21 protein-coding genes are annotated in these 22,205 nt (G+C 68.1%); 12 read left to right on the forward strand and 9 right to left on the reverse strand.

Annotated elements, in window-relative coordinates; all coding sequences use genetic code 11:
- Positions 1 to 562: 562 nt before the first annotated feature.
- Together MLE42_RS03715 and MLE42_RS03720 are read left to right on the forward strand one after the other, a co-directional pair.
- Positions 563 to 1,795 carry a phospholipase D-like domain-containing protein gene (locus MLE42_RS03715; RefSeq protein WP_243286541.1) on the forward strand — a complete coding sequence of 411 codons (1,233 nt, stop codon included), beginning with the start codon at positions 563 to 565 and terminating at the stop codon, positions 1,793 to 1,795.
- A gap of 213 nt (positions 1,796 to 2,008) precedes the next feature.
- Complete coding sequence (locus MLE42_RS03720) at positions 2,009 to 2,404, forward strand: SprT family zinc-dependent metalloprotease (protein ID WP_243286542.1); 396 nt, start codon at positions 2,009 to 2,011, stop codon at positions 2,402 to 2,404.
- A gap of 223 nt (positions 2,405 to 2,627) precedes the next feature.
- On the opposite strand, the gene rsmI is transcribed toward MLE42_RS03720, so the two are convergent.
- The 5 genes from rsmI to typA form a co-directional block, all read right to left on the reverse strand.
- Complete coding sequence (gene rsmI / locus MLE42_RS03725) at positions 2,628 to 3,476, reverse strand: 16S rRNA (cytidine(1402)-2'-O)-methyltransferase (RefSeq protein WP_243286543.1); 849 nt, start codon at positions 3,474 to 3,476, stop codon at positions 2,628 to 2,630.
- Between the two features lie 57 nt (positions 3,477 to 3,533).
- Positions 3,534 to 3,656 (reverse strand): hypothetical protein, encoded by a 123-nt coding sequence (locus MLE42_RS15985; protein ID WP_275975696.1) that lies wholly within the window; start codon positions 3,654 to 3,656, stop codon positions 3,534 to 3,536.
- Between the two features lie 120 nt (positions 3,657 to 3,776).
- A complete protein-coding gene (locus MLE42_RS03730; protein WP_243286544.1) occupies positions 3,777 to 4,478 on the reverse strand; it encodes a YdcF family protein in 702 nt (233 codons plus the stop codon).
- Positions 4,479 to 4,510: 32 nt separating this feature from the next.
- Complete coding sequence (locus tag MLE42_RS03735) at positions 4,511 to 5,923, reverse strand: hypothetical protein (protein ID WP_243286545.1); 1,413 nt, start codon at positions 5,921 to 5,923, stop codon at positions 4,511 to 4,513.
- 203 nt (positions 5,924 to 6,126) lie between these two features.
- Positions 6,127 to 7,953: a translational GTPase TypA gene (gene typA, locus MLE42_RS03740; protein ID WP_243286546.1), complete on the reverse strand. Its 1,827-nt coding sequence runs from the start codon at positions 7,951 to 7,953 to the stop codon at positions 6,127 to 6,129.
- Between the two features lie 142 nt (positions 7,954 to 8,095).
- Here typA and MLE42_RS03745 point away from each other — a divergent pair, with 142 nt between their 5' ends.
- Both MLE42_RS03745 and MLE42_RS03750 read left to right on the forward strand, forming a co-directional pair.
- Positions 8,096 to 9,337 (forward strand): type IV pilus twitching motility protein PilT, encoded by a 1,242-nt coding sequence (locus tag MLE42_RS03745; RefSeq protein WP_243286547.1) that lies wholly within the window; start codon positions 8,096 to 8,098, stop codon positions 9,335 to 9,337.
- A 48-nt stretch (positions 9,338 to 9,385) separates the two neighbouring features.
- Positions 9,386 to 9,661 carry an HU family DNA-binding protein gene (locus MLE42_RS03750; RefSeq protein WP_243286548.1) on the forward strand — a complete coding sequence of 92 codons (276 nt, stop codon included), beginning with the start codon at positions 9,386 to 9,388 and terminating at the stop codon, positions 9,659 to 9,661.
- Between the two features lie 44 nt (positions 9,662 to 9,705).
- Here MLE42_RS03750 and MLE42_RS03755 read toward each other — a convergent pair whose 3' ends face one another.
- The gene (locus MLE42_RS03755; protein WP_243286549.1) at positions 9,706 to 11,142 is read right to left on the reverse strand and encodes a pyridoxal phosphate-dependent decarboxylase family protein; all 1,437 of its coding nucleotides are present in this window, start codon (positions 11,140 to 11,142) and stop codon (positions 9,706 to 9,708) included.
- 45 nt (positions 11,143 to 11,187) lie between these two features.
- Here MLE42_RS03755 and MLE42_RS03760 point away from each other — a divergent pair, with 45 nt between their 5' ends.
- Positions 11,188 to 11,457: a DUF493 family protein gene (locus MLE42_RS03760; protein WP_243286550.1), complete on the forward strand. Its 270-nt coding sequence runs from the start codon at positions 11,188 to 11,190 to the stop codon at positions 11,455 to 11,457.
- Positions 11,458 to 11,997: 540 nt separating this feature from the next.
- On the opposite strand, the gene asnS is transcribed toward MLE42_RS03760, so the two are convergent.
- Both asnS and MLE42_RS03770 read right to left on the reverse strand, forming a co-directional pair.
- Positions 11,998 to 13,299, reverse strand: a complete 1,302-nt coding sequence (gene asnS / locus MLE42_RS03765) for an asparagine--tRNA ligase (protein WP_243286551.1) — start codon at positions 13,297 to 13,299, stop codon at positions 11,998 to 12,000.
- Positions 13,300 to 13,357: 58 nt separating this feature from the next.
- Complete coding sequence (locus MLE42_RS03770; protein ID WP_243286552.1) at positions 13,358 to 13,714, reverse strand: response regulator; 357 nt, start codon at positions 13,712 to 13,714, stop codon at positions 13,358 to 13,360.
- Positions 13,715 to 13,882: 168 nt separating this feature from the next.
- Between MLE42_RS03770 and pyrR the strand changes: the two genes are divergently transcribed.
- From pyrR to MLE42_RS03805, 7 genes are all read left to right on the forward strand, one after another.
- Complete coding sequence (pyrR, locus tag MLE42_RS03775; RefSeq protein ID WP_243286553.1) at positions 13,883 to 14,425, forward strand: bifunctional pyr operon transcriptional regulator/uracil phosphoribosyltransferase PyrR; 543 nt, start codon at positions 13,883 to 13,885, stop codon at positions 14,423 to 14,425.
- Positions 14,425 to 15,384 (forward strand): aspartate carbamoyltransferase catalytic subunit, encoded by a 960-nt coding sequence (locus MLE42_RS03780; protein ID WP_243286554.1) that lies wholly within the window; start codon positions 14,425 to 14,427, stop codon positions 15,382 to 15,384. Before pyrR ends, MLE42_RS03780 begins: the two co-directional genes overlap by 1 nt.
- Complete coding sequence (locus MLE42_RS03785; RefSeq protein WP_243286555.1) at positions 15,384 to 15,878, forward strand: ORF6N domain-containing protein; 495 nt, start codon at positions 15,384 to 15,386, stop codon at positions 15,876 to 15,878. The genes MLE42_RS03780 and MLE42_RS03785 overlap by 1 nt, the downstream gene beginning before the upstream one ends.
- Positions 15,875 to 17,410 carry a 2,3-bisphosphoglycerate-independent phosphoglycerate mutase gene (gpmI, locus tag MLE42_RS03790; RefSeq protein ID WP_243286556.1) on the forward strand — a complete coding sequence of 512 codons (1,536 nt, stop codon included), beginning with the start codon at positions 15,875 to 15,877 and terminating at the stop codon, positions 17,408 to 17,410. The genes MLE42_RS03785 and gpmI overlap by 4 nt, the downstream gene beginning before the upstream one ends.
- 9 nt (positions 17,411 to 17,419) lie before the next feature.
- On the forward strand, positions 17,420 to 19,033 hold the full coding sequence (locus tag MLE42_RS03795; RefSeq protein WP_243286557.1) for a PAS domain S-box protein: 1,614 nt from the start codon (positions 17,420 to 17,422) through the stop codon (positions 19,031 to 19,033).
- Positions 19,030 to 19,578 carry an AAA family ATPase gene (locus tag MLE42_RS03800; RefSeq protein WP_243286558.1) on the forward strand — a complete coding sequence of 183 codons (549 nt, stop codon included), beginning with the start codon at positions 19,030 to 19,032 and terminating at the stop codon, positions 19,576 to 19,578. Before MLE42_RS03795 ends, MLE42_RS03800 begins: the two co-directional genes overlap by 4 nt.
- A 90-nt stretch (positions 19,579 to 19,668) precedes the next feature.
- Positions 19,669 to 21,414: an acyl-CoA dehydrogenase family protein gene (locus MLE42_RS03805; RefSeq protein ID WP_243286559.1), complete on the forward strand. Its 1,746-nt coding sequence runs from the start codon at positions 19,669 to 19,671 to the stop codon at positions 21,412 to 21,414.
- Here MLE42_RS03805 and MLE42_RS03810 read toward each other — a convergent pair whose 3' ends face one another.
- Entirely contained in the window at positions 21,415 to 22,107 is a 693-nt protein-coding gene (locus MLE42_RS03810) for a class I SAM-dependent methyltransferase (RefSeq protein ID WP_243286560.1), read from the reverse strand. It lies immediately after the preceding gene.
- Positions 22,108 to 22,205: the final 98 nt, after the last annotated feature.

Genomic DNA, 22,205 nt, shown 5'->3' on the forward strand with positions numbered 1-22,205 from the left:
GCATTCATCTAGCGATCGATTGAAGCATTTACCTGGTAGGACAAGCAATTTGGGCGATCCTTTATTCTTCTCTTTCCCCCGACGGATCCAGAAATGGGTGATGTACCCATGGGTAATCTGGGGAGTGGATTTTGGGGATGCAAAAAGCTTGGAAGTCAGCCATATCGATTCCTTTTTGGAATGCGCATTCTCGCTTAGACTACAACCAATTACGAGCAATCATTCTCTTCTTCGCCGAACGGTAGATTTTGGGGGCCGAACGGTAGTGTCATTCTCACCTCAGGCTATATTTAGCGAATGTGTTTCAATTGCAGAGATCTCACCTATGGTGCGACCTACCCGACATTGCACCCGTTCTGAAGTCTGAAATCCTTCAGCTCGCCCGCACCGAAGCCCGGAGCGAGATCGAGAGCCTCAAGCGGGCCTCGACCCAGCACCGCAACGAGATCGCCCAGTTGAAGCGGCGCGTGGACCAGAGCGGACGTCACCAGGTTGAGAACCGGTTCGCGGATCTTCTGCCGAAGATCCTGGACTTCTACGTGAGCGGCCTTCGCCCGAAGCCATGCTCGGCCTCTTCGATCAGGTAGATCAGGAAGGGGGGGAACTATTCGTGGCCCTGTACGAGCTCACCGATCCTGAACTCGAGCAGCGACTCTTGCAGGGGAAAGATTACGTCCACCTCATCCTTTCCAATACTGGTGCAGATGACGCCGAGAATCAGCCTGCTCGCCAAGCTCTCCATGAGGCAGGTATCGACATCACAGATCGTACAGTTCCAAACGGACACATCGGCCACAACAAGTTTGTCATCTACGCAGACCGCTCGGGCACACCGAAGGCCGTTTGGTCCGGCAGCACAAACTGGACCGACACGGGGCTCTGCGCCCAGAGCAACAACGGGATCCTGATCGAATCTCCGGAGTTGGCTGCCATTTACAAGGACTACTGGGATCGACTGAAAGAGGATGCCGGCGAGCAGAGTGCAGCCTTCAGGAAGGAGAACTGCCAAGCCCACGACGTGAAGGCCGATCATGGATCCACAGGTGTCACCGCCTGGTTCTCCTCCAACACGAAGCAGAAGAACAAGACGTCAAACTCTGACGCTCCTGAAGACGTGACGGCCGTCTTCGAGGTGATGGATAAAGCCAAGGAAGCCGTCCTGTTCCTCGTTTTTCAGCCCGGTTCACCCAGTGTCGTAGACCACGCGGCGGAGGCGGAGAACCAGAACAGCGACCTATTCATTCGTGGTGCTGCCACGGACCCCAAAGCTGCTGAGGACTTCGCCACGAGCCTCTTCCACCGTTCAGCTTCACCCGGCACCTCGGAAGTCGTGGCGGCTGCCGCCATCAACGACCAATTCGGCTGGTGGGAGAAGGAACTCCTGAAGGCCTCCCCAGGTGCCCACGCGATCATCCACGACAAGATCGTAGTAGTGGACCCCTTCTCTCAGGACTGCGTGGTAATTACAGGAAGCCACAACCTCGGCTATCGTGCCTCGTACAACAATGATGAGAACCTGCTCATCATCAAGGGGAACCAACTCCTAGCTGCCGCCTACGCCACCCACATCATGGACATCTACGACCACTACCGGTGGCGCTACACACTTCAGCAGAAGGGCGGCAGTGCTTGGAGCGGTTTGGCGATAGATGATTCCTGGCAGGACAAGTACTTCATGAAGGACAGTCTCGCCAAGAAGGAACTGAATTTCTGGATGAGCGCAGCCAATCTGGCCATGGCAGAAACCCCGGCTCCCAAGGCCTCGGCCAAAAGCCACGGCAGGCAACATCACTAAGGTGTAAAACCCAGGGGAAGGTCCACGGACCTTCCCCTGGGTGATGATCCGGCTAGGGGCAAATTGCGCAGATCGTGGCGGAGCGGATCCACCCGAAAAGGTCAACGGCGACCCCACCCAGGACACCTCGGACAGATTCCATTACAGGCTCACCTGCTGACGCACGGCCCGGCCATGACCCAACCGGACCCAGATTCCGCCAAGATCAGAGGCATGAACCTCACGCTTCGCCACAAGGCCCAGGCCATTCTCCGCGAGGCGGGATGGGGCCTCACGCCTCCCCCCGTCATCTGGTCGCCCCGCATGGCGCGGTGCGCGGGGCTCTTCGTGATCGAGAAAGACTCCCGCGGCAAGTGGCACCCGGAGATCCGCCTCAGCATCCCCCTGCTGCGCCGCCGGGACTGGCCCTGGCCCCAGCAGGTGTGCGGGATGAACTGCCACACGCCCGACGACATCCAGCGGCGCATCCTCGAGCACGAGTTGATCCACTTCAAGCTCTGGATGGACCGGCAGAAGGACTGGGGCCATACGGAGCGGTTCCGGCAGCTGGCCTGGGAGGTGTTCGGGCACCAGAGCATCACCCACGGCATCGGCTCGGAGCCCGATTAGCCCGGCGCGCGAGTTTGACATGATTCGCTCACTGTGGGGCCCCGCTCCGCAGGCTCCCCCGGAGCCTGCTCCGCGACCCACATGGTCAAACTCGCTCCCTGTGGGGCCCCGCTCCGCAGGCTCCCCTGGAGCCTGCTCCGCGACCCACATGGTCGCGACCCACGGCATCGGGCACGAGCCAGAGTGAGGGTTGGGGCCGGTCCGCCAGGCGATCCGGCGGCCCCTAGAGGTCAGCCGCCAGGCGGTACAGCTCGGAAGCGGACACGCCCAGGTGCTTGGCCAGGGGCTTCACGGCTTCGCGGAGGGTCATGCCGCCTTCGCGGGCGGCGGCAAGGTAGGCCTTGGCCCAGTCCGGCAGGGTGCCATCGAACGCCGCCGGCCCCTCGTTGACGAGCCGCTTGGCCCCGGCTCCCGCCAGCACCAGCACCATCTCGCCGCGATCCTCCCGGCCCAGCTGGGCCTTCACCTGGTCCGGCGTGCCGCGGTACCAGGTCTCGTGCAGCTTGGTCAGCTCCCGGCCCAGGGCCATCTCGCGGTCCGGCAGCAGCTCCGCCAGATCGGACAGGGTCTCGTGGATGCGGTGGGGCGTCTCGAAGACCACCACCGTCTCCTCCTCGGTGCCCAGCTTCTTCAGCAGGGTGCGACGCGGCTCGCTGCGGTTGGGCAGGTAGCCCCAGAAGCTGAAGGCGTGGCTGGGCAGGCCCGAAGCCACCACCGCCAGCAGCACGGCGGACGCGCCCGGCAGCACGGTGACCTTGGCTCCCGCGGCCCGGGCCGCCCGCGCGATCTCGAAGCCGGGATCGTTGATGCCCGGCATGCCCGCGTCGCTGCAGTAGGCCACGGTGCGGCCCGAGGCCAGCTCCAGGCCGATGCGCTCGTAGGCCGCGGCGCCGGCGTGGTCGTCGAAGCGCAGCAGGGGTTTGTCCAATCCCAGGTGCTTGAGCAGGCCGCCGGTGCGGCGGGTGTCCTCACAGGCCACCAGGTCGGCCTCCGCCAGGGCCTCCTTCGCGCGGTCCGTGAGGTCGCCGAGGTTGCCGATGGGCGTGGGGACGAGGATGAGATGGCCGGTCATGATCCATCCAGTCTGGCAGCCCTCGATCGGACGCGACATTCAGTCGCGTCCTCCCACTCAGCCGGCGCTTCCGCTTGGCTTCGCGGAGAGGGGCCCCCGGTTGCCGATGGGCGTGGGGACGAGGATGAGATGGCCGGTCATGATCCATCCAGTCTGGCAGCCCTCGATCGGGCGCGACATTCAGTCGCGTCCTCCCACTCAGCCGGCGCTTCCGCTCAGCTTCGCGGAGAGGGGCCCCGGTTGCCGATGGGGGTGGGGGCGAGGATCAGATGACCAGCCGTGTCCCCATCACCGCAGTCTTCAGGTCACCCGCTCGAGCTGCCGTTCGCTGCGGATCAGGCGGCTGTAGAGCATGCCGGTGTGGTACCAGTGCAGGAAGAAGGCCTCGACGGCCGCCCGCCGCCACCAGGCCGGGCTTCCGGGCGACGGGGGACAGCCGGGGGCGGGGCTGCAGCGCACCGTCAGGCCCAGCCCCCGGGCCAGAGCCCCCGCCCGGGCCAGATGCAGGCCGTCGGAGACCAGGAGGAGGCTCCCCCAGCTCTCGGCCCGCAGCGCCTCCCGCACCTGGAAAAGGTTCTCGAGGGTGTGCTGGCTCTGGTCCTCGGTCCGGAGCACCTCATCCGGGATTCCCTGGCCGCGCAGCCACGCGCAGCCCGCTTCGGCCTCGCTGATCTGCGCGCGTCCCGTCAGCCCGCCCGCCACGAGGATCCGCGGAGCGAGGCCCCGTCGCCACAGGTCCGCGGCGTGCGCCAGCCGGGCCTCGAAGACCCGCGTGGGACGGTCCCGTTCCAGGCGCCGGCCCAGCACCAGGATGAGATCCGAGGGCTCCATGGGATCGCCGCCCGCCACCCGGAGCACGCGCCGCATCCGCCACCAGACCGGCAGGCCCAGCAGCAGCACGGCCGAACCCGAGGCCAGGAGGAAGGACGCCAATCCGCCCGGTCCCAGCTTCTGCAGGAAGGTGGACCGGGGCGGAGCGGTGTAGGGAGGGTCCAGCGCCATGCTTCAGGATGCCATCCCGGCCGGCGCCGGGATCAGCGGCGGATGGTGGGCGCCACCACGGGGGCCGGCGCGGTAGGTGGTGTGGTGGGACGCAGCGCCGGGGCCAGGGGACGCACGGCCTGGACCGGCTCCGGCCCCTTGAACAGGATCTGGGCTGGGGCGCTCTTCGCCTTCCCCACCAACAGGCTCACGGACAGAGGACCGGGCGTGGCGCGGCGGTAGCGGTCCGGAATCGTGACGTGCAGCACCTTCTCGCCCGTCTGGAGGCTGGCGCCATCGTCATCCGCGGTCCGGCCCGCATCCTCGGCGGGGATGGCCATGGCCTCCTCCCCGTTGAACGCCACCTTCGGCACCTCCTGCCCAAGGTGCCTGGCGTAGATCCGGATGCGGAAGGCCGCCGCGCGGTCGCCCACCTTCAGCTCCGTCGGGTTCAGGCGCGTGATCTGCGGGCCAGGGCCGGTTATCCCGGAAATCGTGGCCCCTGGGATCGCGGCCCCGGCCTGGGCTCCGGGGGCCGCTGTCCGGGCGGCGGTCGCCGCGGCCGCCTGGGAGAGGGCGGGAATCGCGGGCCGGGCCGAGGTGCGGACCGGAAGGCTGAAGGTGACCACCTTCTCCGGCGTGGCGCCGCTGTCATCCATCACGGCGATCCGGAGCTGGCCGGGCTTGGCCAGGCGGTAACGCTCCGGGATGGTCACGTGGATGAGGCCTTCGCCTCCCTTCGTGAAGCTGCCGTCATCGTCGTAGTAGTGGACGCGGTCCTCCGCCGGCACCGCGCCGTCACGGTCGCCGTTGAAGACCACCTTCAGCGCGTTGGGGCTCAGGTGGGTGCCGTAGATCTTCAGCCGGAAGGAGGGCTGGGGAACTCCGATCTGGATGTCGGAGGGGACGATGCGCGTGAGCGCCGCCGGCGCGCTGGGCGGAGGCGTCGTCACCGGCTTCACGGCGCCGGCGGGCGCCACGTCGATGGTCTTGATGGGGGACCAGGGGCTGCTCAGCTGGTGGGACCCGCTGGGGTCGTCCGCTCCGTCCGCGCCGGCCGACACCCAGAGCTTCACCTGGAGGTGGCTGCCCGGCTCGCTGAGGAAGCGCCCGGGATCCACCGCCAGCAGGATGACCGTGCTCGCGCAGGCGCCCAGCACCCGGGCACCGTTGTCCCAGACCGCGGGCACCCAGGCCGTGGCCCGGTCGCCGCCGGGCGAGAGGCCCCGCACGTAGATGTGCTGGTAGCCGCCCTCGGGCCCGGCGGGATGGCCGAGGTCGCCATCCGGCGGCGCAAGGTTGGCGCCCGTGAGGGTGATCACCACGCGGCCGTAGGCGTCCAGCCAGCCGGCGGACTGAGGGTAGACCATCTGGGGATCGGCCTTGGCCAGGATGGGCATGGGCAGCCCCTGGGCAAAGCCCAGGGTGGAGAGGGCCAGACCGAGGAAAGCGGCGGCGAGGCGCATGGGGGGACCTCCGGGCCAGAACGCGCCGGAAGGGGTTTGCCCCTCAGCCACGCTCCAGGAAAAAAGGGATGAGCCCTGGAGCATATACGGGAAGCGCCCCGGGACTCAAGCCCCGGGGCGCTTTTCCGACTTCTTCTTCGCATCCTGCGGATGCTCAGACGCCCGGCTCAACCTCTCCGACCGTCACATCCCACGGCTGCGGCTCAACCTTCCGCCCGCTTTTCCGACTTCTTCCGCTCGTTGGTGTCGAGCACGCGCTTGCGCATGCGGATGAAGTTGGGGGTGACCTCCACCAGCTCGTCGGCCTCGATGTACTCCAGGGCCTGCTCCAGGGTGTGCTCCCGGGGCGGGGTGAGGCGGGTGGCCTCGTCGCTGCCGCTGGCGCGCATGTTCGACAGCTTCTTGCCCTTGGCCACGTTCACCACCAGGTCGTTCTCGCGGGCGTGCTCGCCCACAATCATGCCCTCGTAGCAGCGGGTATTCGGGTGGATGAAGATGACGCCGCGCTCCTCCAGGTTCATGAGAGCGAAGCCCACGGCCTCGCACTGCTCCATGCTGATGAGCACGCCGTTCTTGCGGCCCGGCAGCTCGCCCTTGTAGGGGCCGTAGTGGCTGAAGAGGCTGTGGAGGATGCCCTCGCCGCGGGTGTCGGTCATGAACTCGCTGCGGAAGCCGATGAGGCCCCTTGAGGGGATCTTGAAGTGCAGGCGCAGGCGGCCGCCTTCGTTGCCCATGTCCTGCATCTCGGCCTTGCGGTTGCCCATGTGCTCCATCACCACGCCCATGAAGGCCTCGGGGATGTCGATGGTCACGTCCTCGTAGGGTTCCAGCTTCTCGCCGGTCTCGGGATCGGTGTGGAGGATCACCTCGGGGCGGCTCACGCAGAGCTCGAAACCCTCGCGGCGCATGGTCTCGATGAGCACGGAGAGGTGCAGCTCGCCGCGGCCGCTCACCTTGAAGGAATCGGGGCTATCCGTGTCCTCCACCCGAAGGGCGACATTGTGCTGCAGCTCCTTCTGGAGGCGCTCACGGATGCGGCGGCTCTGCACATGCTTGCCGTCCTGGCCGGCGAAGGGCCCGGCGTTCACCATGAACATCATGGAGATGGTGGGCTCGTCGATGTCGACATAGGTCAGCGCCACGGGGCTCGCGGCGTCGGCGATGGTCTCTCCCACGCGGATGTCGGGGATGCCCGCCAGGGCCACGATCTCGCCAGCGCTGGCCTCCGTCTGCTGGATGCGGGACAGGCCCTCGAAACCGTAGAGCTGGGTGACCTTGTGCTGCTGGACGCTGCCGTCGCGCTTCACGACGGCCACGGTCTCGCCCACCTTGATGCGGCCGTTCACGATGCGGCCGATTCCGATCTGGCCGACGAAGTCGCTCCAGTCCATGAGGGTGACGAGCATCTGCAGGGGCGCGTCGGGGCTGCCCTTGGGATGGGGGCAGTGCTTGACGATGGTGTCGAAGAGGGGGTCCAGGTTCTCGCTGGCGTCGTTCATGTCCAGCATGGCGTAGCCCATCTTGGCGCTGGCGAAGACGCAGGGGAAATCCAGCTGCTCCTCCGTGGCGCCCAGCTCGATGAGCAGGTCGAAGACCTGGTCCTGGGACCAGAGGGGGCGGGCGCCGGGGCGGTCCACCTTGTTGATGACCACGATGGGCCGCAGGCCCAGGGCCAGGGCCTTGCGGGTGACGAACTTGGTCTGGGGCATGGGGCCGTCGAAGGCGTCCACCACCAGCAGGACCGAATCCACCATGGAGAGCACCCGCTCCACCTCGCCGCCGAAGTCGGCGTGGCCGGGGGTGTCCACGATGTTGAAGCGGTAGCCGCCCCAGTGCAGGGAGGTCGTCTTGGCCAGGATGGTGATGCCACGCTCACGCTCCTGGTCGTTGCTGTCCATGGCCCGTTCCTGGACGCGCTGGTTGTCCCGGAACATATGGGCGCCCTTGAACAGGGCGTCCACGAGGGTGGTCTTGCCATGGTCGACGTGGGCGATGATGGCGATGTTGCGGATCTTCTCGAGCGAGGTCATCTGGCTCCCGGCAGCCCGGGCACAAGCCAGGCAGAACCTTCGATTTTACCAGACGCGAGGCCGATTTCCGAGCCTTGATTGCAACCCCTTCCATTGTCGCGCCAGGGGTCTAAGATAAGCGGACCCACACCGGGAGAACCCCATGCATATCAACGAACTGCTCACCGTGGTCTGCGAGCAGGGCGCCAGCGACCTCCACCTCAAGGTCGGCAACCACCCCATCGCCCGCATCAAGGGGAAACTCACGCCCATGACGCAGTTCAAGCGGCTGGTGCAGGAGGACACCATCGCCATGGCCTACGCCATCATGGCCAGCGACAAGCAGAAGGCGAAGTTCAAGGAGAACCTCGACCTCGACATCGCCTATTCCGTGCCGAGCCTCGGGCGGTTCCGCTGCAACATCTTCAACCAGCGCGGCACCGTGGGCCTCGTGCTCCGCGTGATCCCCCGGAAGATCTACACCATCGACGACCTGATGCTCCCCAAGGTCCTCAAGACCATCTGCCAGGAGCAGCGCGGCCTGGTGCTGGTGACGGGCACCACCGGCTCCGGCAAATCCACGACCCTCGCCGCCATGATCGACCTGATCAACGCCACCCGGTCCGAGCACATCCTCACCATCGAGGACCCCATCGAGTACCTGCACCGGGACAACCTCAGCATCGTGAACCAGCGCGAGGTGGAGGCGGACTGCAAGACCTTCGCCACGGCCCTGCGCGCCGCCCTCCGCCAGGACCCGGACGTGATCCTCGTGGGTGAGATGCGCGACCTGGAGACCATCGAGACGGCCCTGCACGCCGCCGAGACCGGCCACCTGGTCTTCAGCACCCTGCACACCCTGGACGCCACGGAGACCATCAACCGCGTCATCTCCGTGTTCCCGCCCCACCACCAGAAGCAGATCCGCCTCCAGATGGCGGCGGTGCTCAAGGGCATCATCTCCCAGCGCCTCGTGCCCCGCGCCGACGGCCAGGGCCGCGTGCCCGCCGTGGAGGTCATGGTGGCCACGGAGACCGTGCGCACCTGCATCGAGGACAAGGACAAAACCAAGATGCTGAAGGACGTCATCGCCGCGGGCACGGCCCAGTACGGCATGCAGACCTTCGACCAGAGCCTCTACTTCCTGCTGCGCCAGGGTCTCATCACCGAGGAGGAGGCCCTGCTCCGCGCCACCAACGTGGGCGAGTTCAAGCTGCGGCTCGAAGGCGTCATGGCCACCGCCGACATGGCCCGGGCCAACATGGAGCGCGGCATGTCCATCGCCCAGGGCGGAGGCCGGGAATCCGGCACACCGTCGGCCCCGCCCCAGATCCAGCCCCCCGCCCCGGGCATGCCCATGGCCATGCCTCCGGGCACGGACGTGAAAATCACCCTGGCACGCTGACCGCCCTTCCCCTTATCCTGGCCCTCCCACCCTGAACCGAGGTCGCCGATGATCAAGATCGACATCGCCAATTCGCTGATGAAGGTTCACCCCTGCTCCCGCGCCACCGCCCTCCAGGTGGTGGACCTCCTCACGGAGCGCCTCAAGGATGCCCTCCTGAACGGCCACCGCATCGAGATCCGGGGCTTCGGCGTCTTCGAACCCCGCCCCCGCAAGCGGGGCATGGGCCGGAACATCAAGACCGGCGCCAGCGTCCAGATCCCCAAGGGCAAGAGCATCCGCTTCAAGCCGGGGAAGGACCTGCGGGAGATCGAGGTCGGGTAGCTCTCGACGCTGGCACGCCGAGAGCATGAGAAAAGGTCAGGGCCTCAGGTCAGCGAGGTTGCCGCGGCCTGGAGCCGGTCCAGGGCTTCGTCCACCTGGTCCTTGTGGGTGCGGGCGGCGAGGATGGCCAGGCGCAGGTGGAAGGCGCCGTTCAGCTTCGTGCCGCTGAGGAAGATGCGGCCCTCGGCCGTGAGGCGCTGGAGCACGGCCTGGTTGAAGGCGTCCGCGTCGCCGGCCCTGGGCAGGAAGCGGAAGGCCAGGACGCTCAGTTGGGGCGCGGGGCCCGGATCCACGCTCGGCATCTCCTGGAGCCGCCCGTGGGCGTACCGGGCCAGCAGGAGCTTCTCCTCCAGAGCGGCGCGGAAGGCCGCCACGCCGTGGACCTGCAAGGGCAGCCACAGGCGCAGGGCCCGGGCGTGCTTGCTGAACTCCAGGGTGGTCTCCGAGGGGCTCAGCTCCTCCAGGTCCTCCGGCGGCGAGGGCAGGTAGTCGGCCTGGAAGGCGTGGGCCTTCCGCAGGGGCTCCAGGTGGCGCGTCAGCAGGGCTCCCAGGCCCAAGGGCGCGAAGAGGCCCTTGTGGGGGTCCAGCACCAGGCTGTCACTGCGGTCCAGGCCCCGGAGCGCGGCCTTCCCCAGGCCCGTCAGGGCGAAGGAAGCCCCGTAGGCCCCGTCCGTGTGCATCCAGAGGCCATGGCGGGCGGCCAGGTCGGCACAGGCCTCCAGGGGGTCCACCGCCCCGGTGTTGGTGGTGCCGGCGGTGGGCACCAGCAGCCAGGGGCGCAGGCCCGCGCGGAGATCCGCCTGGATGGCGGCCTCCAGGGCCTCGGGCCGCAGGCGGAAGTCGGCGTCCGTGGGGATCTCCCGCACGGGCGTCTCGCCCATGCCCGCCACCCGGAGGGCCTTCACGAGGCAGTGGTGGGCCTGGTCCGACAGGTACACGCAGGCGTTCGGATAATCCGCCGCCTTGAGGCCCGCGGCCTCCCGGGCCGTGCAGAGGCCCACCAGGTGGGCCATGCTGCCGCCCGCGGCCAGGTTCCCCGAGCTGCCCTCGGGCAGGCCCATCTCCCGGGCCAGCCAGCCGAGGACCTGGTTCTCCATCCGCACGGCGCCGGGCCCCGCGAAGAAGTAGGCCGCATAGCGGTTGGTGAGGGCTGCCAGCAGGTCGCCCAGGGCCCCCGTGAAGAGGGAGGAGGGCGGGATGAAGGCCAGGTGGCGGCCGGAGGCCCCGTTGGCCCCCACGCCATCCACATGCTCACCCAAGGCGCCCAGCACCTGGGGGAAGGGCCGCCCCGCCTCGGGGATGGGGAAGTCCGCCAGGCCCGCCCCGGGCCGGTCCTTCTGCACGAACGCGGGAGCCTCCGGCAGGGCTTCAAGGTAGGTCTCGCCGTAGGCCCGGGTGGCCTCCCACAGGGCCGCCCGGCCTTCCGGGCCGGGATCCAGTCTCCGGGACTGCGTTTCCAGGTCCTTCAGACGCTCCAGCACGGGTCCCTCCGACCCTTCAGCCTAGCAAACGGTAGAATGGAGGCCATGGAAGCCTGCCGTCGCCCCGAAGTCACCTACCCCACCCGCATCCCCATGAAGATCATCGGGCGCCAGGAGGAACTGCGCCCCGACATGGTCATGGAGCTGATCCTCGCCCACCTGGGCCCCCAGGCCGACGGCGACGAGCAGCACACCGCCGCCTGCAAGGGCGCCTTCATCAGCTACACCTTCTGGGTCACCCTGCCCCACGGCCAGGCCGAAACGCCCCTGCGGGAGGCGATTCAGAAGCTGCCGGGGGTGGTGATGCAGCTGTAGGGCCCGCGAGGCTGGTCGAAAGACACGACTCTCGCAGAGGGACGCAGAGGCCACAGAGAATGCAGAGCAAAGCCATAGAGAAGCTTTCCTCTGCAAACCTCCGCTTTCTCCGCGGCCCTCCGCGAGAGTTTTTCCCCGCCCGAACCCCACGGCCTCAAGGTTCCCATCATGCGGGGGTACGGGATGGTTTCGCGGACATGCGGCGAGGGACGAAGCGGGTCGCAGAGCGGGCTGCATCGGCAGTCCGCGGCGCGGGGCCCCGCCGGCCCGAGTCGGAGCAGGGCGCAGCCCTGCGGAGGCTGCCGCCCGCGATCGCGCAGCGGGAGCGGACTCGTGGCCGAGTGCTACGGCCTGAGCGTCCCCATCATGCGGGGATACGGAGGTTTCGCGAACGTGCGGCGAGGGACGAAGCGGGTCGCAGAGCGGGCTGTATCGGCAGCCCGCGGCGCGGGGACCCGCCGGCCCGAGTCGGAGCAGGGCGCAGCCCTGCGGAGGCTGCCGCCCGCGATCGCGCAGCGGGAGCGGACTCGTGGCCGAGCGCTACGGCCTGAGCGTCCCCATCATGCGGGGATACGGAATGGTTTCGCGAACGTGCGGCAGCTTGCAGATCCACGCCACGGCGCGCTCGAGGCCCATGCCGAAGCCGGCGTGGGGGACGCTGCCGTACTTGCGGACGTCCAGGTACCACTCGTAGTCGGCGCGGCTGAGGCCCTCGTGCTCGATCTGGTCCAGGAGGTACTGGAGGCTGGAGGCGCGCTCGCCACCGCCGATGACCTCGCCGTAGCCCTCGGGGGCCAGCAGGTCGGCGCCCAGGGCCAGCCGGGGGTCCTGGGGATCGGGCTCCATGTAGAAGGCCTTGAAGGCTTTCGGGAACCGATGCACCCACAGCGGCTTGTCCGTGGCGTTCATGAGCATGGTCTCGTCGTCGTTGCCGAAGTCCTCGCCCCAGTTGATGTCGCTGCCCAGCGTCTTCAGCTTCTCCACGGCCTCGGTGTAGGTCATGCGGTCGAAGGTGGTGGTCAGGGCCGTCTCCAGGGGTGCGAGGTCGCGCTCGAGGATCTTCAGCTCCTCCTGGCGGGTCTCCAGCACGCGCTGGATCAGGAACTTGGTCATGCGCTCGCCCAGGGCCATCACGTCGTCCAGGTGGGCGAAGGCCACTTCGGGCTCCACCATCCAGAATTCCGTGAGGTGGCGGCGGGTCTTGCTCTTCTCGGCGCGGAAGGTGGGGCCGAAGCAGTAGGTCTTGCCGAAGGCGGCGATGCCGGGCTCCTGGTAGAGCTGGCCCGACTGGCTGAGAAAGGCCATGCCCTCGTGGAAGTACTCGGTGCCGAACAGCGTGCTGGTGCCCTCGCAGGCGCTCGGCGTGAGGATGGGCGCATCCAGCAGGGTGAAGCCGTCGCCGTCGAAGAAGTCGCGGATGGCCTTCACCAGCGTGTGGCGGATGCGGAGGATGGCCCACTGGCGCTTGCTGCGCAGCCAGAGGTGGCGGTTCTCCATCAGGAACTCGGTGCCGTGCTCCTTGGGCGTGATGGGGAAGTCCGTGCTTCCGCCCACCAGCTCCAGCGACTTCACCAGCAGCTCCGGCTGGCCGGTCTTGGGGTGTTGCTGGACAATGCCCGTCACCGTGATGGCCGATTCCTGTGTGAGCTTCCCGGCCAGCTCGTAGCTCTCGGGGTCCGCCTCGGCGGCGCCGACCACGCACTGGACGAAACCGGAGCCGTCCCGCAGCTCGATGAAGCGGGTCTTGCTGGTGCGGGCATTGCGGACCCAGCCCCGCAGCCGGACGGTCTCGCCGACCTGGCCGGCGAGGAATCGGACTTCGGTGAAGGGCTGGCTGGTCACGGGGGCTCCTGGGCCTAAACCTCTATTGTGCCCGGGGAAAGGTGCCGGCTCCAGGGTCCTAGCCCAGAAGGGAGTCGATCTTCTCCCTGAGCGACTCCTGGGTGAACGGCTTCACCACGTAGGTGTTCACGCCGGCCTCGAGGGCCTGGACGATGTCCTGGGTGGCGGCGTGGGTGGTGACCATGAGGATGGGCATGGTGGCGCCCCGGCTCCGCACGGCCCGGGCGAACGCGATCCCGTCCATCTCCGGCATGTCCCAGTCGGTGATGATGAGGTCCACGCCCCCCTGGTCGAGCTTTTCCAGGCCGGCGAGGCCGTCCTCGGCCTCCAGCACCTCCGCGTGGCCCATGCGGACGAGGTTGCCGATGATGATGCGCCGCATGGTCGGGGAGTCGTCCACCACGAGGATCTTCACGGAGGCTCCAGGGAAGGGGAGGCGCCCGGGGCGCTCCCGGCATTGTCTCCCAACCAGGGCGGTTTGGAACGTCGTCAAATCTGGCCCCGGCGGCCCCCGGTCCGGGACCGGGCTGGGATAGACTGGGTCCCGTGCGCGCGCCCCGCGGGGGCGCACCCCGGAGGTTCCATGCCCGAAGCCCAAGGCCCCTGCCCCATGGACCCCGGCCAGATGGAAGCCACCCTCCGGCGCCTGGCCGAGGATCTGCTGGCCCGCCTGCGGCCCGAGGAGGAGGTCGTCCTCCTGGGCATCCGCTCCCGGGGCCTGCCCCTGGCCGAGCGTCTGGCCGCTCACCTCCGCGCCGCCACCGGGGCGCACGTCCCCGTGGGCGCCCTGGACATCACCCTCTACCGGGACGACCTCACCGAGATGGTGGGCAGCCCCATCGTCCGGCCCACGGAGATCCCCTTCACCCTGAAGGAGCGCACGGTGGTGCTGGTGGACGACGTGCTCTACACGGGCCGGACAGTCCGGGCGGCGCTGGACGCCCTGCTGGACCATGGCCGGCCCCGCCGGGTGATGCTGCTGGTGCTGGCGGACCGCAGCGGGCGGGAGCTGCCCATCCAGGCGGACCTCGCCGGCCTGCGGGTGGAGGTGCCGCCGGGCCACCGGGTGGCAGTGCGGCTGAAGGAAATCGATGGTGAAGACGGCGTGACCGTGGAGGCCTGCTGATGACGTCCGAGCGCTACGTCTTTCCCCACAAGCACCTGCTGGGCATCGAGCCCCTCAGCCCCCAGGACATCACAGCGATCCTGGACCAGGCCCGGGCCTTCGAGGAGGTCTGCGAGCGCCCCAGCATCAAGATCGTGCCGGCCCTCCGCAAGAAGCTGGTGGTGAACCTCTTCTTCGAGAACAGCACCCGCACCCGCAACAGCTTCGAGATCGCCGAAAAGCGGTTGTCGGCCGAGATCATCAACTTCGACGCCGACACCAGCAGCCTGAACAAGGGCGAGACGCTCATCGACACGGCCATGAACCTGGAGGCCATGCACCCGGACCTGATCGTCATGCGCCACAGCGCCCCCGGGGCCCACGCCCTCCTGGCCCGGCACATGAAGGCCAGCATCGTGAACGCTGGCGACGGCGCCCACGAGCACCCCACTCAGGCCCTGCTGGACGCCTACACCCTGCGCAAGCACTTCGGCAGCCTGGAGGGCCTGCGGGTGGCCATCGTGGGCGACATCCGCAACAGCCGCGTGGTGCGCTCCAACCTCTGGCTGCTCACCCGCATGGGCGCCAAGGTCACCCTGGTGGGACCTCCCACGCTGGTGCCCCAGGAGATGGCCGCCACCTGGCCCGGCATCAAGATCAGCCATGATTTCGACGCCGTGATCCCCGAGCAGAACGCCATCATGATGCTCCGCGCCCAGTTCGAGCGCGGCACCGGCGCCTACATCCCCGGCCAGGGCGAGTACAGCCGCTTCTTCCAGCTCAACCCCGCCCGCATGACGCGCGCGAAGAAGGATGTGGTGGTCCTGCACCCGGGCCCCATCAACCGCGGCCTGGAGATCACCAGCGACGTGGCCGACGGCCCCAACAACCTCATCCTCGACCAGGTCACCAACGGCGTACCCGTCCGCATGGCCGTCCTCTACCTGCTGTCCCATCCCCATGGCGAGCAGGTGCCCTGATGGCCGCCCCCGTCGAAATCCTCTCCCGCCTGCTCTGGGTCCGCGACGCCGCGGCCCTGCCGGACCAGGCCCTGGCGGACCAGCTGGGGCTGGAGCCCAAGGCCCTCGCCGCCCTGGTGACCTCGCACGCCGACCGGTTCCCCGAGGCCCTCGTCTTCCACCTGACCGCCGAGGAGCGCCAGCGCATCCCCGACGCGCCGGTGCTGGCCTTCACCGAGGCCGGAGCCGCCCTGCTGGCGGGCCTGGTGCCCGGCCACGAGCCCGCCCTGCTCAAGCTCCTGCCTGCTTTCGCCGAGGCCCGGCACGTGATCACCGCCCAGGCGGAGCTGTCCCTGCGCGTGACGGCCCTGGAGCAGAAGCTGGACACGCTCATCAAGATCATCCAGGGCGAGGAGGTCGAGGGCGCCCCCAAGGTGCGACCCATCGGGTTCGTCACCGAGGAGGACCTGCCCCACGGGCTGAAGACCCAGCAACGCAACGACAAAAAGAGATGACGCCCTCCATGATCCCCGGCCCCATCACGCTCCTCATCCTCGACGGCTTTGGCGACGGGCCGCGGAACGCCTTTGACGCCACGTTCGTGGCGGCCATGCCGCGCTTCAATGCGCTGCGGAAGACCTACGCCACCACGCAGCTCTTCACCAGCGGCGAGGCCGTGGGCCTGCCGGATGGGCAGTTCGGCAACTCGGAAGTGGGGCACATGAACCTGGGCGCCGGCCGGGTGGTCTGGCAGGAGCTCACCCGCATCGATGCCGCCATCCGGCGGGGCACCTTCCGGGAGAACCCCGCCATGAGTGCCCTGCTGGCCAGCCTCAAGGCCTCGGGCAAGCGTCTCCACCTCATGGGCCTCGTGAGCGACGGCGGCGTCCACAGCCACCAGAACCACCTCGTGGCCCTGGCCCAGTGGGCCCAGGCCGAGGGCGTGCCCACCACCATCCACGCCATCACGGACGGACGCGACACGGGTCAGAAGAGCTCCGACGGCTACCTCCAGTGGCTGACCTTTCAGCTGCGCAACACACCGCTGGTGACCATCGGATCGGTATGCGGGCGATACACGGCCATGGATCGCGACAAGCGCTGGGAACGCACGGAGCAGGCCTGGAAGCTCTACGTGGACGGCAACGCCCCTCAGGCCGCGCCGGACGCCCTGGCCGCCATCGCCGCGGCCTACGCCCGGGGCGAGACGGACGAGTTCGTGGCCCCCACGAAGCTCGACGCCTTCCACCCGATCGCCGACGGCGACGGTGTGCTTTGGTTCAACTTCCGCGCCGACCGCGCGCGCCAGATGTGCCACGCTCTGGTGCATCCGGACTTCAAGGGCTTCGCCCCGGACCATCGCCCCAAGGTGGAGCTCGTCACCTTCACCGCCTACGACATCGAGCTGGCCCCGTACGTGTCCGTGGCCTACCCGCCCCAGAGCCTGGAGCACATCCTGGGCGAGCTCGTCAGCGCGCAGGGCTGGCGCCAGTTCCGCACGGCCGAAACCGAGAAATACGCCCATGTCACCTACTTCTTCAACGGCGGGCGGGAGGCGCCTTTCGAAGGCGAGGAGCGCCGTCTGGTGCCCTCCCCCAAGGTGGCCACCTACGACCTCCAGCCCGAGATGAGCCTGCCGGACGTGAGCCAGGGCCTCGAGGCCGCCATCCGCTCCGGCCAGTACCGGCTCCTGGTCTGCAACCTGGCCAATCCGGACATGATCGGCCACACGGGTGACCTGAAGGCGGCCATCACGGCCTGCGAGGCCGTGGACGCGGCCGTGGGCCGCATCGTGGACGCCACCCTGGCTGCGGGCGGCGCCCTCTTCATCACCGCCGACCACGGCAACTGCGAGTGCATGCGCGACGAAGGCGGCAATCCCCACACCTCGCACACCCTGAACCCGGTCCCCGCGGTCCTCGTGGCCCGGGGCTTCGAGGCCCGGCAGCTCCGCAGCGGCGGCGCCCTCAACGATGTGGCGCCCACCCTGCTGAAGCTGTTCGGCCTCCCCCAGCCCGAGGTCATGGACGGGAAGAGCCTGTTCTGACGAGGCCGCATGAGCCACACGTCACCCCCATCACGGATCACGCCTTCGACCTTCATCAAGGTGATGGGCGCGCTGCTGGCCCTGTTCAACCTGCTGGCCCTGGCCCTTGCCATCTGGGTGCTGGCCCTGAGCCACCGGCACCAGGTGGAACGGGCGGAATCCACCACCCAGAACCTGGCCCAGGTACTGGAAGACAACGTGGAGGACACCATCCAGAGAATCGACCTGGCCATCAGGTCCATCCAGGATGAGGCCCGCCACGACCCCACCGGCCGGAGGGTGAACGCCCTCGCCCAGACCCAGCTCCGCCGGATGGGCATCCTCGCCTCCATCCAGATCGTCGATGCCGGTGGGCGCATCATCCACGCGGCTCCATCCGGACTCGCGGTCAATACGGTCGACCCAGCCTTCTTTCTGCAACTCAGGGAAGCGCCCCTGGACACCCTCTCCATTTCTCGCCCGGTGCAGGATCAGGGGGGGACCTGGGGCATCATCCTGGCCCGCCCTCTCGAAAGGAAGGGTGGCGGTTTCGCCGGCGCGGTCCTGGCCGTCCTGCCCACTGAACAACTGGCCCGGACCATGTCCCGCCTGGACGTGGGCATGAAGGGATCCGTGTCCCTGAGGGGAACGGACCTCAGCCTGCTCGCCAGGTACCCCGATTTCGAGGGCCAGCAGAAGATGACGGGCGACACCCGGATCCAGGGCGGCTACCTGGAGGCGGTGCGTTCCGAGAGCCCCTCCACCCATTTCACGGAACGGTCGAGCCTCGATGGGGCCCTACGCACCTATACCTTGCGCAAGACTGATGATCCACGGTTCTACATTCTGGTGGGACTGGCCCAGGTCGAGTACCTCCGCACCTGGCGCCACCAGGTCGCCTTCGCCGTCCTGGCGATCCTGGGACTGGCCTCCCTCACGCTGGCGCTGGGCTGGCAGGCGCGGGCCTCCTGGACCCGGCAGCTGGCGGACCAGGAGCGCCTGGCCGCCCAGGAAGCCCGATACCGCCTGCTGGCGGAGAACGCCACGGATGTCATCTGGTCCATGGATCCGGATGGCCGGCTCACCTACATCAGCCCTTCCATCTTCCGCCAGCGCGGATGGACCGCCGAGGAGTTCATGGCCCTCAGCTCCGAGGAACGGGCGCTGTCCCGGAAGGGGAGCGAGGTGTTCCGGGAACGGATGGACAAGGCGCGTCAGCTTCCTCCCGGCTCCCAGCCGTTCGAGCACGACCTGCTCCAGACGACCGTGAAGCGCAAGGATGGCCGGGAGATCCAGGTGGAGGCCCAGTGGCGCATCGTCTGGGGCGAGGGGGGCAGCCTGCTCGGCTTCCAGGGCGTCACCCGGGACATCACCGAACGCAAGCGCATGGAGGTGGAGCGCGAGCGCCTGATCCAGGACCTCACCCATGCGCTGGCCGACGTGAAGCAGCTCAGCGGCATGCTTCCCATCTGCAGCAACTGCAAGAAGGTGCGCGACGACCACGGCTACTGGAGCCAGATCGAGACCTACCTGTCCGAGCACACGGAAGCCACCTTCACCCACGGCGTCTGCCCCGATTGCGCCCAGAAGTTCCGGGAAGAGATCCAGGCGCGCCGCGCCCAGAGAACCGAGGGGGAAGCGTGAAGATCGCCTTCATCGGCACGCATGGCGTGGGGAAGACCACGCTCTGCTATGAGCTGGCCGCGGCCCTCAAGCGGGAGGGCGTCCATGTGGACATCGTGAAGGAGGTCGCGCGGCTCTCGCCCCTGCCCATCAATCAGAAGACCTCGCTGGAAGCCCAGACCTGGATCTTCTTCACGCAGATGGCCGAGGAGATCCGGTCCGGCAGCCAGCATGATGTCGTGGTGTGCGACCGCAGCGTGCTGGACAACTACGCCTACATGATGCTGGCCTTCGGCCGGCAGCTGCCCATCGAGCGCTTCATGCACCACTGGATGAAGAGCTACGACCTGCTGTTCAAGGTGCCCTTCTCCGGCCACCTGGCGGCGGATGGCGTGCGCGACACGGACACGTTCTTCGCCGAGTCCATCGACAAGCTCGTGGACAAGCTCCTGGACGAGCGGAGCCTGGTCCACGAGCGCCTGGACCCCGAGGACCGGCCGGGCTGGATCCACCGGGTGAAGGACGTGGTCCTGCACCACCCCAAGGGGCAGAAGCGGTTGTTATAGACCATTTGGTCATTTGTGATCCAGATCGCCCCGATTGGACTGGAGCCGCTCCTGACTCCGGGTAGATCATCCATGGACCGGGAGGCGTCCATGGCCCTGAATGACACTCAGCTCGTGCGCGGCGGCAGTTTCATGTTCCACCCCGCGGGCACCCTGCCCCAGTTCACTGCCGAGGAGAGCAGCGAGGAGGCTCTCGCCATCGCCGAGGCCGCCCGCGACTTCGTCAGCGGCGAGGTCATGCCCCGGGACGAAGAGATCGACCACCTGGACCTGGAGCTGAACCGCGAGCTGCTGCGCAAGGCCGGCGAGCTGGGCATCCTCGGCATCGAGATCCCCGAGGCCTACGGCGGCCTGGATCTGGACAAGAAAACCGCCCTCCTGGTGCTGGAGGAGATGGCCAAGCAGGCCAGCTTCTCCACCAGCTACGGCGCCCACACCAGCATCGGCACCCTGCCCATCGTCTACTTCGGGAACCACGCGCAGAAGGCGAAGTACCTGCCCAGGCTGGCCAGCGGCGAATGGGTGGCGGCCTACGCGCTGACCGAGGCCGGCAGCGGCTCCGACGCGCTCGGCGCCAAGGCCACCGCGGTGCTGGAGGACGGCCACTGGGTGTTGAACGGCACCAAGGCCTGGATCACCAACGCGGGCTTCGCCGATGTCTTCGTGGTCTTCGCGAAGGTCAACGGCACCCACCTCAGCGCCTTCATCGTCGAGAAGACCGATCCCGGCGTGAGCACCGGCGCCGAGGAGAAGAAGCTCGGCATCAAGGGCAGCTCCACCCGCACGGTCATCCTCGACAACTGCCGCATCCCCGAGGACCGGCTGCTGGGAGGCAAGGGTAAGGGCGCCCGCATCGCCTTCGGCATCCTGAACGTGGGCCGCTTCAAGCTGGGCGCCAGCTCCGCCGGGGCCGGCAAGCGCGTGCTGGAGTACACGCTCAAATACGCCGGAGAGCGCACCCAGTTCGGCAAGCCGCTCACCGCCTTCGGCCTCATCCAGCAGAAGCTGGCCAACATGGCCGTGCGGATCTTCGTGGGCGAGAGCATGAACTTCCGCACCATCGGCTACCTGGACGAGGCCCTGGCCCACACCAGCTGGGACAGCGAGACCGGCGGCGCGGACAAGATGAAGGCTATCGAGGAGTACTCGGTGGAGGCCTCCATGGCCAAGGTCTGGGGCAGCGAGGCCCTCTTCGCCACGGCCGACGACGCCCTGCAGACCTTCGGCGGCGCCGGCTTCAGCGCCGAGTACCCGGCGGAGAAGATCTACCGCGACTGCCGCATCAACCGCATCTTCGAGGGCACCAACGAGATCAACCGCCTCCTCGTCGCCGGCACCTTCCTCAAGCGCTGCAGCGGCACGGATGGGCTGCCTCTGGCCGAGGCCTCGGCGGCGGCCCTGAACCTGCCTGCCGATCCCCTCCTGGCCACCGTGGCCCTGGCCAAGGCTCGGGCCCTGAAGGTCATCGCCCGGGCCCAGGCCGAGCAGGGGCCGAAGATCCTGGACAACCAGGAGGCCGCGGCCCACATCGCGAATCTCCTGCTGGAACTCTATGCCATGGAGTCCGCCGTGGTGCGGGCAGGGAAGATGGCCACCGCCGGCCACCGCTGGGCCGCCTTGGCCCGGGACCTGGCCGAGGTCTATGCCCAGGAGGCCTGGAACCGCGTGCAGGCCGAGGCCCGCATGCTGGCGGGCGAGCTGGCCTCCGGCGAGGCCCTGGACGCCCTCATGGCGGAACTGCTCGCCATGCGCGCGCCGGCTCCTGCGCCCCTCTCCGCGCTGCGGAACCGCATCGCCCTCGCCCTCATGGACCAGGGGCGGTACCCCATCGGATAGCTAGCGGATCCCCGTGTGCAGGGCGGCGATGCCGCCCGTGAGGTTCGTCCACACCACCTGGCGGAAGCCCGCGGCAGTCAGTTCCGCGGCCAGGGCCCCTTGGTCCGGGAAGCCCCGGATGCTCTCGGGAAGGTAGGTGTAGGCGGAGGCGTCGCCGCTGATCCAGGCGCCGATGCGCGGCAGCACCCGGAGGCTGTACCAGTCGTAGACGGCCTTCAGCCCGGGCACCACCGGCGTGCTGAACTCCAGGATGGTGAGCTGGCCCCCAGGCTTCAGCACCCGCAGGAATTCCGCGTAGGCCAGGGGCCGGACCTCCACGTTGCGGATGCCGTAGCAGATGGTGATGCCGTCGAAGGTGGCGTCCTTGAAGGGCAGCCGCTGGGCATCCGCGTCGCTGGAGGCCCAGATCCGGTCCGCCAGGCCCTTGCGCTGGAACTTGACGGGCCCCAGGCGCAGCATGGCGTGGGTGAAGTCCGTGCTGACCACCTCGGCGCCGCGGCGGGCCAGGGCCACGCTGGAATCCCCGGTGCCGGCGGCCACGTCCAGGAAGCGCTTCCCGGGCGCCGCCCCGGCGCGGCGGGCCATGCGCCACCACCACCAGAAGTCCACACCTCCGGACAGCACGTGGTTCAGGAGGTCGTACTTCCCGGCGATGGCCGAAAACATCTGCTGCACATGACGGCCTTCCGGCATCCAACCTCCTGGGAACCTCCATTGAACCAGAGAGGAGACCTACCTGAGGTATCCCAGGCATTGACCGGAGGTAGAGGCTAGTCAAGAGCCGCGCGGAC

The organism is Geothrix terrae (genome assembly GCF_022808775.1).
Taxonomy (GTDB): Bacteria; Acidobacteriota; Holophagae; order Holophagales; family Holophagaceae; genus Geothrix; species Geothrix terrae.

Bases quoted from the DNA above. Each gene is read 5' to 3' on its own strand.
- MLE42_RS03730 (WP_243286544.1), bottom strand. From the start codon at position 4,478: ATGGCGCTGGACCCTCCCTACACCGCTCCGCCCCGGTCCACCTTCCTG.
- MLE42_RS03780 (WP_243286554.1), top strand. From the start codon at position 14,425: ATGACGTCCGAGCGCTACGTCTTTCCCCACAAGCACCTGCTGGGCATC.
- MLE42_RS03760 (WP_243286550.1), top strand. From the start codon at position 11,188: ATGGAAGCCTGCCGTCGCCCCGAAGTCACCTACCCCACCCGCATCCCC.
- rsmI (WP_243286543.1), bottom strand. From the start codon at position 3,476: ATGACCGGCCATCTCATCCTCGTCCCCACGCCCATCGGCAACCTCGGC.
- MLE42_RS03715 (WP_243286541.1), top strand. From the start codon at position 563: ATGCTCGGCCTCTTCGATCAGGTAGATCAGGAAGGGGGGGAACTATTC.
- typA (WP_243286546.1), bottom strand. From the start codon at position 7,953: ATGACCTCGCTCGAGAAGATCCGCAACATCGCCATCATCGCCCACGTC.
- gpmI (WP_243286556.1), top strand. From the start codon at position 15,875: ATGACGCCCTCCATGATCCCCGGCCCCATCACGCTCCTCATCCTCGAC.
- MLE42_RS03745 (WP_243286547.1), top strand. From the start codon at position 8,096: ATGCATATCAACGAACTGCTCACCGTGGTCTGCGAGCAGGGCGCCAGC.
- MLE42_RS03735 (WP_243286545.1), bottom strand. From the start codon at position 5,923: ATGCGCCTCGCCGCCGCTTTCCTCGGTCTGGCCCTCTCCACCCTGGGC.
- MLE42_RS15985 (WP_275975696.1), bottom strand. From the start codon at position 3,656: ATGTCGCGCCCGATCGAGGGCTGCCAGACTGGATGGATCATGACCGGC.
- MLE42_RS03750 (WP_243286548.1), top strand. From the start codon at position 9,386: ATGATCAAGATCGACATCGCCAATTCGCTGATGAAGGTTCACCCCTGC.
- MLE42_RS03785 (WP_243286555.1), top strand. From the start codon at position 15,384: ATGGCCGCCCCCGTCGAAATCCTCTCCCGCCTGCTCTGGGTCCGCGAC.
- MLE42_RS03795 (WP_243286557.1), top strand. From the start codon at position 17,420: ATGAGCCACACGTCACCCCCATCACGGATCACGCCTTCGACCTTCATC.
- MLE42_RS03810 (WP_243286560.1), bottom strand. From the start codon at position 22,107: ATGCCGGAAGGCCGTCATGTGCAGCAGATGTTTTCGGCCATCGCCGGG.
- MLE42_RS03805 (WP_243286559.1), top strand. From the start codon at position 19,669: ATGGCCCTGAATGACACTCAGCTCGTGCGCGGCGGCAGTTTCATGTTC.
- pyrR (WP_243286553.1), top strand. From the start codon at position 13,883: ATGCCCGAAGCCCAAGGCCCCTGCCCCATGGACCCCGGCCAGATGGAA.
- MLE42_RS03720 (WP_243286542.1), top strand. From the start codon at position 2,009: ATGAACCTCACGCTTCGCCACAAGGCCCAGGCCATTCTCCGCGAGGCG.